Source organism: Streptomyces sp. NPDC101393, from assembly GCF_044767385.1.
GTDB lineage: Bacteria > Actinomycetota > Actinomycetes > Streptomycetales > Streptomycetaceae > Streptomyces.
The window spans coordinates 428824-443368 of record NZ_JBIWNU010000004.1 but is presented as its reverse complement, the minus strand read 5'-3'; the positions used below and the strand labels follow the sequence as shown (position 1 = coordinate 443368).

The following is a 14545-nucleotide window of genomic DNA, read 5'->3' as shown; positions in this document are numbered from 1 at the left end:
CTGAACGATTCGTTTTCCGGACCACCGGCGGCGCCCCGAGGAGCACACTCAGGGAGACGTCGTTTTGAGCCCGGATGAGAACCGCCCCCGCGGCACCTGGTCACAGCGCGGTGCCGCGTTCGGCATCTGGTATCTGCGCATCGTCACCTTCATCAATCTTCTGAGCGCGGTGTGGGTGTCGTTCGGCAACGGCATCCGGCGGCACAACGCCGCGGAGCTGCTCACCCCGTATCTGCTCACCGCGGGGTTCGCCTCCGGCGCTTTCTCGCTCTTCGTGGCGGTCACGATGCGGCGGCGCAAGCGGGCGGCGTGGATCCTGAATCTGGTGCTGTCGGGGATGTTCCTGCTGCTGAGCGGGTTCGCTTTGTGGGTGGCCCCGGAATTCCGCGGGCATCCGCAGAACTGGGCGTCGCTGGCGCTGACCGCGCTGTTCGCGGTGGCGCTGCTGGTGGGCCGCCGGGAGTTCTACGCCAAGGGCGACCGCGCCAACCCGACGCTGGCGGCGGTCACCGCCGTCGGCGGTCTGCTGCTCGCCTCGCTGCTCGCCGCGCTGCTGGTCACCGTCACCAACACCGCCCAGGACACCTCCTCGACGCTGGTGCAGCGCTGGCGTTACGGCGTGATGCGGCTGGTGTCGCTGGCGCCCGACGCCCGCGCGTTCCCCGGGATCTCCACCCCCACCTGGGTCGATGTCGCCATCAACATCCTGAGCACGCTGCTGCTGGCGGCGATCCTGTGGGCGGCGTTCCGTTCCGTGCGCAGCACCGACCCGATCACCGCGGAGGACGAGCGGAAGCTGCGCGGCCTCCTGGAGCGGCACGGCGACCGCGATTCGCTGGGCTATTTCGCGCTGCGCCGCGACAAGAGCGTCATCTTCTCCCCCAGCGGCAAGGCGGCCATCACCTACCGCGCCGTCGGCGGGGTGTCGCTGGCCTCCGCCGACCCGCTGGGGGACCCCGAGGCGTGGCCGGGCGCCATCGAGCGCTGGCTGGCCGAGGCCCGCGCGCACGGCTGGGCGCCGGCCGTGATGGGCGCGAGCGAGGAGGGCGGCACGGTCTTCGCGCGGCACGGCCTGGACGCGCTGGAGCTCGGGGACGAAGCCATCGTGGAGACCGGGGAGTTCACGCTCGGCGGGCGCGCGATGCGCACCGTCCGGCAGGCCTACCACCGCGTCGAGCGAGCCGGGTACACCGTCCGCATCCGGCGCCACGAGGACATACCGGCGGCGGAGATGGCGCGGCTGCTGGAGCTGGCCGACGACTGGCGGGACGGGGAGACCGAGCGCGGCTTCTCGATGGCGCTGGGCCGGCTCGGGGATCCCGGTGACGGGCGGTGCGTGATGCTCGAATGCACCGACGCGCAGGGGCGGCTCCGGGCGCTGCTGAGTTTCGCGCCGTGGGGCGCCAAGGGGTTGTCGCTGGACCTGATGCGGCGCGACCGGGACTCCGAGAACGGCCTGATGGAGTTCATGGTCCTGGAGATGATCCAGCGGGCGAAAGAGGTGGAGATCACGCAGATCTCGCTGAACTTCGCGATGTTCCGCTCCGTCTTCGAGCGCGGATCGCGGCTCGGCGCGGGCCCGGTGCTGCGCCTGTGGCGCTCGCTGCTCAGTTTCTTCTCCCGGTGGTGGCAGATCGAATCGCTGTATCGAGCGAATGCGAAATACCGGCCTATCTGGGAGCCGCGGTACATGCTCTTCGAAAAGAGCACGGATTTGCTGCGTATCGGCATCGCCGCAGGCCGGGCGGAAGGCTTCCTGGAAGCACCCGGTCTGCCGAAATGGCTGAACCGCAAGCACCTGGAGAACGTGAGATGAGCGAGCCGGCCCTGCTTCGCGTCGCGCGCGGCGAGTGGGGCCCTCTCCTGCGGACCGTGCGGTGCGCGCTGTCGGCGAAGAGGCTGCGCGCGATCCCGATGACGCTCACCGCGGTGTGTCTGACGCTGGCCTTCCAGGTGGTGCAGAACCAGTCCTGGGGCTACCGGACGGTCCAGAACATCGGGTCGGTGCAGGCCGATGAGCATCTGTGGCTCGCGCTGCTGCGCACCCCGCTGTCGCTCTTCGTCCCGGCGCTGGACCTGCCGGTCTGGGGGGCGCTGGCGCAGGTCCTGATCGTGTTCGGGATCGCCGAGATCTGCGTCGGCCGGTGGCAGCTGCCCGCGGTGGCGTATCTCGCCACGCTCGCCGGGACGATGTACGCCCGGATCGGCATCTGGATCGGCCCGGACAGCCCGCTGGGGCTGTCGGATGCGGACGCGTACGTCGTCGACACCGGCCCTTCGGCCGCCGTGGTGGGGCTGGCGGTGTTCGTGTGCTGGCGCTACCGCGCCTGGTTCACCTGCGCGGCGGTGGTGGTGGCGATGGTCGTCGAGGTGGTGTTCATCAAGAACAACCTGGCGGGCAAGGAGCATGTCGCCGCGGTGCTGGCGGTGCTGGTGGTGTGTGCGGTGCGGGAGGCCGTGGGGCGGCCCGCCGGCGCGGCCACCGGGCAGCGGGTCAGCGGCTCGGAGCGCCTCCGATGACGTGCTCGATCCTGCGGCGGACGCCGGTCCAGCGCTTGTCGTGGCGGTAGGCGCGGACCCGCGACCGCGCCCGCGCCTTGGGGCGACGGCGGTAGAAACGTCTGGCCCAGGGGGAGTTGGGCCGGGCCAGCCGGATGGCGCCGAAGAGCGCGACGAAGGGGATGAAGACCCCGATGACGGCGATCCGGCCCTTCCCCTTGGTGAGCGCGATCACCGCGAAGAGGAAGTTGATGCCGACGGTCCGTACGACCTGGAAGCGGTCATGGCTCTCGTTCGCGCTGAGTTCATTGACGCCGAAGGGCAGGAAGCCGCCGAGGATCAGGGCGACCAGCGCGACGGTGAGGATGACGATCTCGACGCTCTTGGTGCCCTCCTCGGTCCAGTACACGTCGTCCAGGTGCAGGATCAGCGCGAACTCGTCGAGGACCAGTCCGACGCCCATGCCGAAGAGCACGGCGGCGGTGCCCGCGCCGAATCCTCGCCGGTCGCCGGCGATCGCGATGAATCCGCCGACGACCATCAGGGCCACACCGGGGACGACGTGGTGGACGTGCATCCCGCCGGGGGTGAGGTTGCGGAACGGGCCCTTGCCCGCGCGGATGAGACGGGTGATGACCCGGGTCACCAGGAAGGTCAGGACGAAGGAGCCGAGGGCCAGCAGCAGGGGAAGTTTCCCCGGCTCGATGATGTTGCGGTACCACCAGTGACCCATCCCACGTGCTCCCGATTTGTCGCCCAAGGACACTTACCGGCAATTTACGCCGCGGGGCCCCGGATAGCCTGCCGCGGTGGACGACGACCCCGATTCCCCCGGCTCCCCCTCCCCCGCCGACGCGCTGCGTTTCGCGTTCGGCACGCTGACCGTGCTGCCCGTGCGGGTCACCCGCTGGGACCGCGGGGCGGCCCGCGGCGGGATGCTCTGCGCACCGCTCGCCGGGCTGGTCGTCGGCCTGGCCGCGGCGGCGCTCGGCGGGGCCCTGCTCCTGCTGGGCGGCGGCCCGTTGCTCGCCGCCGTCGCCACCGCCGCGGTGCCGGCGGCGCTCACCCGCGGACTCCACCTGGACGGGCTCGCCGACACCGCCGACGGACTGGGCAGCGGCAAGCCCGCCGAGGACGCACTGCGGATCATGAAGCAGTCCGACATCGGTCCCTTCGGGGTCCTCACGCTGCTGTTCACCGTGCTGGCCCAAGTGGCCGTACTGGCCGAGCTGTACGCGGCCGGCTGGGCACACGGCGCGTCGGCGGCCGCCGTCGCGGCGGTCACCGCCCGCTGCGCGCTGACCCTCGCCTCGCGCGCGGGGGTGCCGGCGGCGCGGCCCGAGGGGCTGGGCGCCGCGGTCGCGGGCGCCGTGCCGGTACGCGCGGCGCTGCTCTGCGCGGCACTGGTGACGGCACTGTGCGCGGCGGCGGGGGCGGCCTTCGGACCGTGGGGCGCCCTGCACGCCGCACTGGCCGCGCTGCTCGGACTCGGCCTGTCCGAACTGGTACTGGGCCACTGCCGGCGGCGGTTCGGCGGGGTCACCGGTGATGTGTTCGGGGCGCTCGCGGAGAGCGCCGGGCTGACGGCGCTGGTCGTCCTCGCGCTCGGCTGACCGGGCCGGGCCGCGCGAGCGCGCCGACGCACCCGGCGGGCCTGGAGGGTGACGTCGCCTCACCGGGAAGGTGTCACACGTCTCATACGGGTCGGTAAGACAGGTCGACGGGACTCTTGGTACGAAGGGTCCACCGTGCGCCGAAACGGTACAACTCCCGCCCCGGAACGGGTCGTTCAGCCGGGATGCGGGTCCGCACGCCTCGCCCTCGGGTGGTGCCGGTCGGAGAGCGGGCGGGTCCTTGCGGCGCCGCCGAGCGTAGGCTCGGCCGCAGCAGCGCCCTGGGCGCGAACGGATTCCCGGACGGAACAGGACCTTCATCACCGTGACTGCACTGACCCTCAGTACTTCTTCCGCCGCAGCGTTGCGCGCGGACGCCGTCGTCGTCGGCGTGGCCAAGGGCGCCAAGGGCGTCGTCGCGGCCCCCGGCGCCGAGGCCGTGGACAAGGCCTTCGGCGGCAAGCTCGCCGCCGTGCTGGAGACCCTCGGTGCAAGTGGTGCCGAGGGCGAGGTGACCAAGCTGCCCGCCGCCGACGGCATCAAGGCGCCGGTCGTGCTGGCGGTCGGCCTCGGCGAGGCACCGGCCAAGGACGACAGCTACACCAACGAGGCGCTGCGCCGCGCCGCGGGCAGCGCCGCCCGCGCGCTGGCCGGCACCAAGAAGGCCGCCTTCGCGCTGCCGCTGGAGGACGCCGAGGCCGCCGCCGCGGTGTCCGAGGGCGCTCTGCTGGGCGCGTACGCCTTCACCGCCTACCGCACCAACGGCGCGCAGGCCAAGGGCGGCAAGAAGAACGACGCCAAGTCGGCGCCGCTGGCGGAGGTCGCGATCCTCGGCGGCAAGCCGCGCGACAAGGAGTTCAAGGCCGCCGCCGAGCGCGCCCAGGCCCTGGCCGCGGAGATCAACCGCGCCCGCGACCTGATCAACATGCCGCCCAACGACCTCCACCCGAAGTCCTTCGCCGCCGAGGCGCAGGCCGCGGCCAAGGAGTTCGGCCTCAAGGTCGAGGTGCTCGACGAGAAGGCGCTCAAGAAGGGCGGCTACGGCGGCCTGCTGGGCGTCGGACAGGGTGCGGAGGCCCCGCCGCGGCTGGTGCGGATCGCGCACACCCACGCCAAGGCGACCAAGACCCTCGCGCTGGTCGGCAAGGGCATCACCTACGACTCGGGCGGCATCTCGCTCAAGCCGGCCGGCCACAACGAGACCATGAAGTGCGACATGAGCGGTGCCGCCGCGGTGTTCGCCGCGGTCGTGACCGCCGCCAGGCTGGGCCTGGAGGTGAACGTCACCGGCTGGCTGGCCCTCGCCGAGAACATGCCCTCCGGCTCCGCCACCCGCCCCGGCGACGTGCTGACCATGTACAGCGGCAAGACGGTCGAGGTGCTCAACACCGACGCCGAGGGCCGGCTGGTGCTGGCCGACGCGCTGACCCGCGCCTCGGAGGAGTCCCCGGACGCGATCGTGGACGTCGCGACGCTGACCGGCGCGATGGTGCTGGCGCTGGGCAACCGCACCTTCGGGATCATGGCCAACGACGACGCCTTCCGTACCTCGATCCACGAGATCGCGGACGAGGTCGGCGAGCAGTCCTGGCCGATGCCGATGCCGTCCGAGCTGCGCAAGGGCATGGACTCGCCGGTCGCCGACATCGCCAACATGGGTGAGCGGATGGGTGGCGGCCTGGTCGCCGGACTCTTCCTGAAGGAGTTCATCGGCGAGGGCATCACCTGGGCGCACCTCGACATCGCGGGCCCGGCCTTCCACGAGGGCGCACCCTTCGGCTACACCCCCAAGGGCGGCACCGGCTCCGCCGTCCGCACCCTGGTCCGGCTCGCCGAGCGGACCGCCGCGGGCGACCTCGGCTGACGTCTCTCCGCCCGCTCCTGTCATGTCCGTACGGCCCCGGGCCCGGCGCCCGGGGCCGTACGCGCGGAGGGCCGACCGGCACCGTGACACGTATCGCGTTCGCCCTCAACGAAATCCGCACAGCCGTCGCCCATCACCACCCTTCCCAGGCGACGCCTCGCACCTCCGCACATTTGTACGCACCAGTAACCCCCTTGGGGCAGCTGATCCGCCGCCCCCGAGCCCGGCCCGCCGTCCCGCCTTCGTTCAACAAGTGCGAAGATGGGTTCTCGGCAGGACAGGGCCCCCCTTACCCAGGGCCGAAGTTAAAGCGGCCGAACAACAGCCGCCGTCCGGTCATTGGAGACCGGCTCCGGCGTACCCATGCATGGAGGACGTGACGTGGCGAACGACGCCAGCACCGTTTTCGACCTAGTGATCCTCGGAGGCGGTAGCGGCGGTTACGCGGCTGCCCTGCGCGGGGCGCAGCTGGGCCTGGACGTCGCCCTGATCGAGAAGAACAAGCTCGGCGGCACCTGCCTGCACAACGGCTGCATCCCCACAAAGGCTCTGCTGCACGCCGGAGAGATCGCCGACCAGGCTCGCGAGAGCGAGCAGTTCGGTGTCAAGGCCACCTTCGAGGGCATCGACATCGCGGGTGTGCACAAGTACAAGGACGATGTGATCAGCGGCCTCTACAAGGGCCTGCAGGGTCTGGTCGCCTCCCGCAAGGTGACCTACATCGAGGGTGAGGGCAAGCTCTCCTCCCCGACGTCCGTCGACGTGAACGGCCAGCGTGTGCAGGGCCGCCATGTCCTGCTGGCGACCGGCTCCGTGCCGAAGTCGCTGCCGGGCCTGGAGATCGACGGCGACCGCATCATCTCCTCGGACCACGCGCTGAAGCTGGACCGCGTGCCGAAGTCCGCGATCGTGCTGGGCGGCGGCGTCATCGGCGTCGAGTTCGCCTCGGCGTGGAAGTCCTTCGGCACCGACGTCACCGTCGTCGAGGGCCTCAAGCACCTCGTGCCGGTCGAGGACGAGAACAGCTCCAAGATCCTTGAGCGCGCCTTCCGCAAGCGCGGCATCAAGTTCAACCTCGGCACCTTCTTCGACAAGGCCGAGTACACCGCCGACGGCGTCAAGGTGACCCTCGCCGACGGCAAGACCTTCGAGGCCGAGGTGCTCCTGGTCGCGATCGGCCGCGGGCCGGTCTCGGCGGGCCTGGGCTACGAGGAGCAGGGCGTCGCGATGGACCGAGGCTACGTCCTGGTCGACGAGTACATGCAGACCAACGTGCCGACCATCTCGGCCGTCGGTGACCTCGTCCCCACGCTCCAGCTCGCGCACGTCGGCTTCGCCGAGGGCATGCTGGTGGCGGAGCGGCTGGCCGGTCAGAAGACCGTGCCGATCGACTACGACGGCGTCCCGCGCGTGACGTACTGCCACCCCGAGGTCGCTTCGGTGGGTATCACCGAGGCCAAGGCCAAGGAGCTGTACGGCGCCGACAAGGTCGTCGCTCTCAAGTACAACCTCGCGGGCAACGGCAAGAGCAAGATCCTCAAGACCACGGGCGAGATCAAGCTCGTGCAGGTCAAGGATGGTGCCGTGGTCGGCGTCCACATGGTCGGTGACCGTATGGGCGAGCAGGTCGGTGAGGCCCAGCTGGTTTACAACTGGGAGGCCCTGCCGGCCGAGGTTGCGCAGCTCGTTCACGCGCACCCCACGCAGAACGAGGCACTCGGTGAGGCCCACCTGGCCCTGGCCGGCAAGCCTCTCCACTCCCACGACTGACCCCAGTCCCGGGCGCGACCACATCCGCACATTCGATAGGAGCAACTGAAACCATGGCGGTTTCCGTAACCCTGCCGGCGCTCGGCGAGAGCGTCACCGAGGGCACCGTCACCCGCTGGCTCAAGGCCGAGGGTGAGCGCGTAGAGGCCGACGAGCCGCTGCTCGAGGTGTCGACCGACAAGGTCGACACCGAGATTCCGGCTCCGGCCGCCGGTGTTCTGGCGTCCATCAAGGTGGCCGAGGACGAGACCGTGGAGGTCGGCGCCGAGCTGGCCCTCATCGACGACGGCTCCGGCGCGCCGGCCGAGGCCCCGGCCCCGGCCGCCGCCGAGGCCCCCGCGGCCCAGCCGCAGCCCGAGCCCACCCCGGCTCCGGCGGCCGAGGCCCCGGCCCCGGCCGCCGCCCCCGCCGGTGGCGCCCAGGGCACCGATGTCGTCCTCCCCGCGCTCGGCGAGAGCGTCACCGAGGGCACCGTCACCCGCTGGCTGAAGGAGGTCGGCGAGGAGGTCTCGGCCGACGAGCCCCTCCTTGAGGTCTCCACCGACAAGGTCGACACCGAGATCCCGGCGCCGGCCTCCGGCACCCTGCTGGAGATCGTGGTCGGCGAGGACGAGACCGCCGAGGTCGGCGCCAAGCTGGCCGTCATCGGTTCGGCCGACCAGGCCGCGGCACCCGCCGCTGCCCCGGCCGCCCCGGCACCGGCCGCGCAGCCCGAGCCCGCTCCGGCCGCCCAGCCGGAGCCCGCCCCGGCTCCCGCGCCCGCCGCCCCGGCTGCTCCGGCCGCCCCGGCACCGGCTCCGGCCCCCGCGCCGGCCCCGGCCGCCCAGGCCCCCGTCACCCCGGCTCCGGCCGCGGGTGAGGGCGACGGCGCGTACGTCACCCCGCTGGTGCGCAAGCTCGCCGCGGAGACCGGCGTCAACCTCGCCACGGTCAAGGGCACCGGCGTCGGTGGCCGCGTCCGCAAGCAGGACGTCATCGCCGCCGCGGAGGCCGCCAAGGCCGCCGCCCCGGCCGCTGCCGCTCCGGCCGCCGCTTCCAAGGCTCCGGCCCTGGAGGTGTCCCCGCTGCGCGGTCAGACCGTCAAGATGCCGCGGATGCGCAAGGTCATCGGCGACAACATGATGAAGGCCCTGCACAGCCAGGCGCAGCTGACCTCCGTGGTCGAGGTGGACATCACCGCGATCATGCGGATGCGCAACAAGGCCAAGGACTCCTTCGCGCAGCGTGAGGGCGTCAAGCTCTCCCCGATGCCGTTCTTCGTCAAGGCCGCTGTCCAGGCGCTGAAGGCCCACCCGGTCGTCAACGCCCGGATCAACGAGGACGAGGGCACGATCACCTACTTCGACACCGAGAACGTCGGTATCGCGGTGGACGCGGAGAAGGGCCTGATGACCCCGGTCATCAAGGACGCGGGCGACCTGAACATCGTCGGTATCGCCAAGAAGACGGCGGACCTGGCGGGCAAGGTCCGTTCCAACAAGATCACCCCGGACGACCTGGCCGGCGCGACCTTCACCATCAGCAACACCGGTTCGCGCGGCGCCCTGTTCGACACGGTCATCGTGCCCCCGAACCAGGTCGGCATCCTGGGCATCGGTGCCACCGTCAAGCGCCCGGTGGTCATCAACCACCCGGACCTCGGCGAGACCATCGCGGTGCGCGACATGACCTACCTCGCGCTCTCCTACGACCACCGTCTGGTGGACGGCGCCGACGCCGCCCGCTACCTGACCACGGTCAAGCAGATCCTGGAGGCCGCCGAGTTCGAGACCGAGATCGGTCTCTGATCCCAGCGCGCACCACGCAGTGAACGAGTGGCCCCGTCCGGATACGTCCGGGCGGGGCCACTCGCTTGTCGTACGGGCCTGCGCGCCGTCCGCCAACCGCCGCCCTCCGCCGGTGAGTTGGCCGGCAGCCGCGGCCCGAAAGGCGCTTCAAGGGCGGCCGGACGGGGAGTATGCATGCACGCACCGTGACGAGAACCACCCCACGGTGCGGGCCCTTGACGCGGCCGGCGGGCCCGGCCGCCCCGTATCGTCTCCGACACCACCCCACCCGCGAGGAGCACGTCATGACCCCGCCCGTCATCCATTCGCTGCGCGAGCAGATCCGCGAGCACATCCTCGAGGGGATCGTCAGCGGCCGGTGGCAGCCGGGTGAACGGATCGTGGAGCGCCGGATCGCGGTCGAGCTGGAGGTCAGCCAGACGCCGGTGCGCGAGGCGCTGCGGGAGCTGGAGTCGCTGCAGCTGATCGAGTCCGCGCCGAACAAGGGCGTACGGGTACGGAATCTGACCGCCGACGACCTCAAGGAGAGCTACCCGGTGCGGGCGGGCCTCGAGCAGGTGGCGGCGGAGCTCGCCGCGGGGCGGCTGACGCAGGACACGGCGGCGCTGGAGCGCGAGGTGGCGGCGCTGCGGGAGGCGGACCGGGCGGGGGACGGCGAGGCGCAGGTGCGGCACACGGTGGCCTTCCACCGGGTGATCGTGGAGGCGGCCGGCAACGCCGTGCTGCTGCACACCTGGGAGTCGCTGGGCATCGAGGTCTGGACGACGCTGTCGATCCGCTGGTTCAGCCCGGAGCCGCGCTCGCACGCCCAGGACCATCAGGAGATCGTCGACGCGTTCCGGCGGCGGGACCCGAAGATCGGAACGTTGCTCAAGGCACACGTCCTGAGCTGCGCTCCAAGGGTCTGAGGGGTCCGCGGGAGGGTCCCGCGAAGGAGTCGCGAGGAGGTTCCGGCGAGGGTGCCGGGGCCTCCTTTTTCGCTGGCACCGCGTGCCCATTTGCGCGGCACGCCGTGCCGACCTGCGGTTATTCGCCCGGAGACCGTTGATCGATCATCGATCAGAGGCGTATCGTCCTCTGTTGGGGCGCGACACCCCTGCCTGCCGAATGCCTGCCGAACTCGCATTCCCTCCCGTCCGGAAAGGGGCCACCCATGCCCGATCCCGTGCGCCTGCCGTACAGCCAGCTCGACCAGCTCCCGGACCGCGACCCCGAGGAGACGGCCGAATGGCGCGAGTCGCTTGACGCCGTCACCAAGGCAGCGGGCCCGCATCGCGCCGCCTACCTGATGCGCCGTGCCCTGGAGCACACCGCGCGCACCGCAGGCACCGAGCTTCCGTCCCTCCTGGAGACGGACTACGTCAACACCATCCCGACCTCCGCCGAGCCCGACTTCCCGGGCGACGAGGCGATGGAGGCCAGGATCACCGCCTGGAACCGCTGGAACGCCGCCGCCATGGTCACCCGCGGCTCCACACTCGGTCTGGGCGGCCACATCGCCACCTTCGCCTCCGCCGCCTGGCTCTACGAGACCGGCTTCCAGCACTTCTTCCGTGGCAAGGAGGACGACGGCAGCGGCGACCAGCTCTACATACAGGGCCACGCCTCCCCCGGCATCTACGCCCGCGCCTTCCTCGAAGGCCGGCTGACCGAGGAGCAGCTCGACCACTTCCGCCAGGAGGCGGGCGGCGAGGGCCTGCCCTCGTACCCGCACCCGCGGCGGCTGCCCTGGCTCTGGGAGTTCCCGACCGTCTCCATGGGCCTGGGCCCCATCTCCGCGATCTACCAGGCACGCTTCAACCGCTACCTGGAGCACCGCTCCATCAAGGACACCGCGAACTCCCACGTGTGGGCGTTCCTCGGTGACGGCGAGATGGACGAACCCGAGTCGACCGCCGCCCTGGCGCTGGCCGGCCGCGAGGGCCTGGACAACCTGACCTTCGTCATCAACTGCAACCTGCAGCGCCTGGACGGCCCGGTCCGCCCCAACTTCAAGATCGTGCAGGAGCTGGAGGCGCAGTTCCGCGCGGCCGGCTGGAACGTCGTCAAGTCGCTGTGGGGCCAGGCCTGGGACGAGGTCTTCGCGCTCGACACGGACGGCGCCCTGCTGCGGCGGCTGCGCGAGACCCCCGACGCGCAGTTCCAGACCTATGCCACCCGCGACGCCGCCTACCTGCGCGAGCACTTCTTCGGCGCGAACGAGTCGCTGCAGGCCATCGGCCGCACGCTGTCCGACGCCAAGCTGCTGGAGCTGTTCCAGACCTCCCGCGCCGGCCACGAGCCGCGCAAGGTGTACGCCGCCTACAAGGCCGCCGTCGAGCACAAGGGCGCGCCGACCGTCATCCTGGCGCAGACCGTCAAGGGCTACACCCTCGGCGCGGGCTTCGAGTCCCGCAACGCCAACCACCAGATGAAGAAGCTGACCGGGCAGGAGTTCCGCACCATGCGCGACCTCCTCGACCTGCCCATCCCGGACAGCGCGCTGGAAGGCGACCTGGTGCCCTACTGGCGCCCGGCCGACGACTCCCCCGAGATGACCTACCTGCGCGAGCGGCGTGCCGCCCTCGGCGGCCCGGCGCCGGCCCGCAAAGTCGTCGCCAAGCCGCTGCCGATGCCGGCGGACAAGAACTTCGACGCCCTGAAGAAGGGCTCCGGCAGCCAGGAGATCGCCACCACCATGGCGTTCGTCCGGCTGGTCAAGGACCTGATGCGGGACAAGGAGACCGGCAAGCGCTGGGTCCCGATCGTCCCCGACGAGGCCCGCACCTTCGGCATGGAGTCGCTCTTCCCGACGGCGGGGCTCTACTCCCCCAAGGGCTCGACGTACGACCCCGTCGACCGCGACCAGCTCCTTTGGTACAAGGAGGCCAAGGACGGCCAGATCCTGAACGAGGGCATCACCGAGGCCGGTTCGCTCGCCGACTTCACGGCCGCCGCGACGTCGTACGCCACCCACGGCGAGCCGATGATCCCCTTCTACATCTTCTACTCGATGTTCGGCTGGCAGCGCACCGCCGACCAGTTCTGGGCACTGGCCGACCAGTTGGGCCGCGGCTTCGTCATCGGCGCCACCGCGGGCCGTACGACGATGACCGGCGAGGGCCTCCAGCACGCCGACGGCCATTCGCACCTGATCGCCTCCACCAACCCGGCGGCGCTCTCGTACGACCCGGCCTTCGCCTACGAGGTATCGGTGATCGTCAAGGAGGGTCTGCGCCGGATGTACGGCGGGGCCGACGGGGAGGACGCGGACGTCTTCTACTACCTGACGGTCTACAACGAGACCAAGGTCCAGCCGGCCATGCCCCAGGGCGTCGAAGAGGGCATCCTCAAGGGCCTCTACCGCTACAAGGAGGCCGAGAACCCCGCCGCCGACAGCCCGCGGCTCCAGCTGCTGGCCTCCGGCACCGCCGTCCACTGGATCCTTCAGGCCCAGCAGCTGCTGGCCGACGACTGGGGCGTGGCGGCGGACGTCTGGTCGGCACCGTCCTGGACGGAGCTGCGCCGGGACGCGCTGGCCTGCGACGCCGCCCGGCTCGACGGCGAGGACCGGATCCCGTACGTCACCCGTGCGCTGGCCGGCGCCCCCGGCCCGGTCGTCGCGGTCAGCGACTGGATGCGGGCGGTGCCCGACCAGATCGCGCCGTGGGTCGAGCAGGACTGGGTCTCCATCGGCACCGACGGCTTCGGCCTCTCCGACACCCGTGAGGCGGCCCGCCGGCACTTCGGCGTCGACCCGCAGTCGGTGGTCGTCCAGGCGCTCGCCGCCCTCGCCCGCCGCGGCGAGGTGAAGCCGGAGACCGTCAAGGAGGCCAAGGAGCGCTACGGCCTGTGAGACGTGGGCGGCCCCGGCCGACACCGGGAGCCGCCCGCCCCAGCTCCCGTGCGGAGATCACCCACCGCGCCCGGGGTCTTCGCACGGGAACCCACCGGTCCGGTCCGGCCCTCGCCCCGCGCGTGGCCGGACCGGACCGTCCGGCCGGCGGCGCGTCACGTTGTCAGTGCCTCCCCGCATGATGGCTTCATGCGCGCTGCCCGGCTGATCAAAATGGTGTTGCTGCTCCAGTCGCGGCCGTCCATGACGGCCGCCGAGCTGGCGGCCGAGCTGGAGGTCTCCGAGCGCACGGTCGCCCGGGACGTACTGTCCCTCTCCGAGGCCGGGGTCCCCGTCCACGCCGACCGCGGCCGGGCCGGCGGCTACCGCCTGATCGGCGGCTACCGCACCCGGCTCACCGGCCTCGGCCGCAGCGAGGCGGAGGCGCTCTTCCTGTCCGGAGTGCCCTCCGCACTGCGCGAAATGGGCCTGGCGGACGCCGCCTCCGCCGCCCGGCTGAAGGTCTCCGCCGCCCTGCTGCCCGAGCTGCGCGATGCCGCGTCGGGCGTCGCCCAGCGCTTCCATCTCGACGCCCCCGGCTGGTATCAGGAGCCCGCGACCCCCGCCCTGCTGCCCGCCGTCGCCGACGCCGTGTGGGACGACCGCCGGCTCGCCACCCGCTACCTCCGCAAGGGCACCGAGGTGTGCCGCGAGCTGGATCCGTACGGCCTCGTGCTGAAGGCGGGCGTCTGGTATCTGGCCGCGCGGGTGGGCGACGACCTGCGGGTCTACCGCGTCGACCGCTTCACCGCCGTCGAGGCCGGCCCGGACCGCTTCACCCGCGACCCGCAGTTCGACCTCCCCGGCTTCTGGCACCGGCGGGCCGCGGAATTCACCCGCTCGCTGCTGCGCGAGGAGGTGGTGCTCCGGCTCACCCCGTCCGGCGTGCGCCAACTCCCGTACGTCACCGAGCCGATGGCGGCCCGGGAGGCGGTGGAGGGGGCCGGGCCGCCCGACGAGCGGGGCCGGCTGACCGTCACCCTCGCCGTGGAATCCCCCGATGTCGCGTTCTCCCAGCTGCTGGGGCTGGGCCCGGAGGCCGAGGTGCTGGCACCCGCCGGGCTGCGCGCACGCTTCGCGGCGGCCGCCCGGCGAACGGCAGAGCTGTACGGGAGCGCGCAGGGAAGCGCCCCATGAG

The 14545-nt window shown here is 71.7% G+C and carries 10 protein-coding genes; 9 read left to right on the top strand and 1 reads right to left on the bottom strand.

Annotated features, from left to right (window positions below):
* Positions 1 to 64 precede the first annotated feature (64 nt).
* Both ACIRQ7_RS15425 and ACIRQ7_RS15420 read left to right on the top strand, forming a co-directional pair.
* Positions 65 to 1816 carry a phosphatidylglycerol lysyltransferase domain-containing protein gene (locus ACIRQ7_RS15425; protein WP_404262785.1) on the top strand — a complete coding sequence of 584 codons (1752 nt, stop codon included), beginning with the start codon at positions 65 to 67 and terminating at the stop codon, positions 1814 to 1816.
* Entirely contained in the window at positions 1813 to 2520 is a 708-nt protein-coding gene (locus ACIRQ7_RS15420; protein ID WP_404262784.1) for a hypothetical protein, read from the top strand. Before ACIRQ7_RS15425 ends, ACIRQ7_RS15420 begins: the two co-directional genes overlap by 4 nt.
* Here the strand turns inward: ACIRQ7_RS15420 and ACIRQ7_RS15415 are convergent.
* The gene (locus ACIRQ7_RS15415) at positions 2495 to 3232 is read right to left on the bottom strand and encodes a hypothetical protein (RefSeq protein WP_404262782.1); all 738 of its coding nucleotides are present in this window, start codon (positions 3230 to 3232) and stop codon (positions 2495 to 2497) included. The two genes, ACIRQ7_RS15420 and ACIRQ7_RS15415, sit on opposite strands and share 26 nt — an antisense overlap.
* A gap of 76 nt (positions 3233 to 3308) precedes the next feature.
* Between ACIRQ7_RS15415 and ACIRQ7_RS15410 the strand changes: the two genes are divergently transcribed.
* The 7 genes from ACIRQ7_RS15410 (at position 3309) to ACIRQ7_RS15380 (ending at position 14544) form a co-directional block, all read left to right on the top strand.
* Positions 3309 to 4112 carry an adenosylcobinamide-GDP ribazoletransferase gene (locus ACIRQ7_RS15410; RefSeq protein ID WP_404262780.1) on the top strand — a complete coding sequence of 268 codons (804 nt, stop codon included), beginning with the start codon at positions 3309 to 3311 and terminating at the stop codon, positions 4110 to 4112.
* Positions 4113 to 4437: 325 nt separating this feature from the next.
* A complete protein-coding gene (locus tag ACIRQ7_RS15405) occupies positions 4438 to 5976 on the top strand; it encodes a leucyl aminopeptidase (protein WP_401476147.1) in 1539 nt (512 codons plus the stop codon).
* A gap of 381 nt (positions 5977 to 6357) precedes the next feature.
* Positions 6358 to 7746, top strand: coding sequence for a dihydrolipoyl dehydrogenase (lpdA, locus tag ACIRQ7_RS15400; RefSeq protein WP_401476150.1), 1389 nt, complete (start codon positions 6358 to 6360; stop codon positions 7744 to 7746).
* A gap of 53 nt (positions 7747 to 7799) precedes the next feature.
* A complete protein-coding gene (sucB, locus tag ACIRQ7_RS15395; protein WP_404262778.1) occupies positions 7800 to 9533 on the top strand; it encodes a 2-oxoglutarate dehydrogenase, E2 component, dihydrolipoamide succinyltransferase in 1734 nt (577 codons plus the stop codon).
* 284 nt (positions 9534 to 9817) lie between these two features.
* Positions 9818 to 10441: a GntR family transcriptional regulator gene (locus ACIRQ7_RS15390; protein WP_401476155.1), complete on the top strand. Its 624-nt coding sequence runs from the start codon at positions 9818 to 9820 to the stop codon at positions 10439 to 10441.
* A gap of 245 nt (positions 10442 to 10686) precedes the next feature.
* Positions 10687 to 13368, top strand: coding sequence for a pyruvate dehydrogenase (acetyl-transferring), homodimeric type (aceE, locus tag ACIRQ7_RS15385; RefSeq protein WP_404262776.1), 2682 nt, complete (start codon positions 10687 to 10689; stop codon positions 13366 to 13368).
* Positions 13369 to 13557: 189 nt separating this feature from the next.
* The gene (locus ACIRQ7_RS15380; RefSeq protein WP_401476161.1) at positions 13558 to 14544 is read left to right on the top strand and encodes a helix-turn-helix transcriptional regulator; all 987 of its coding nucleotides are present in this window, start codon (positions 13558 to 13560) and stop codon (positions 14542 to 14544) included.
* The last annotated feature ends 1 nt before the right edge of the window (position 14545 follow it).

Excerpts from the sequence above, each read along its gene's own strand:
- ACIRQ7_RS15415 (WP_404262782.1), bottom strand. The coding sequence starts at position 3,232 with ATGGGTCACTGGTGGTACCGCAACATCATCGAGCCGGGGAAACTTCCC.
- ACIRQ7_RS15420 (WP_404262784.1), top strand. The coding sequence starts at position 1,813 with ATGAGCGAGCCGGCCCTGCTTCGCGTCGCGCGCGGCGAGTGGGGCCCT.
- aceE (WP_404262776.1), top strand. The coding sequence starts at position 10,687 with ATGCCCGATCCCGTGCGCCTGCCGTACAGCCAGCTCGACCAGCTCCCG.
- sucB (WP_404262778.1), top strand. The coding sequence starts at position 7,800 with ATGGCGGTTTCCGTAACCCTGCCGGCGCTCGGCGAGAGCGTCACCGAG.
- ACIRQ7_RS15380 (WP_401476161.1), top strand. The coding sequence starts at position 13,558 with ATGCGCGCTGCCCGGCTGATCAAAATGGTGTTGCTGCTCCAGTCGCGG.
- ACIRQ7_RS15390 (WP_401476155.1), top strand. The coding sequence starts at position 9,818 with ATGACCCCGCCCGTCATCCATTCGCTGCGCGAGCAGATCCGCGAGCAC.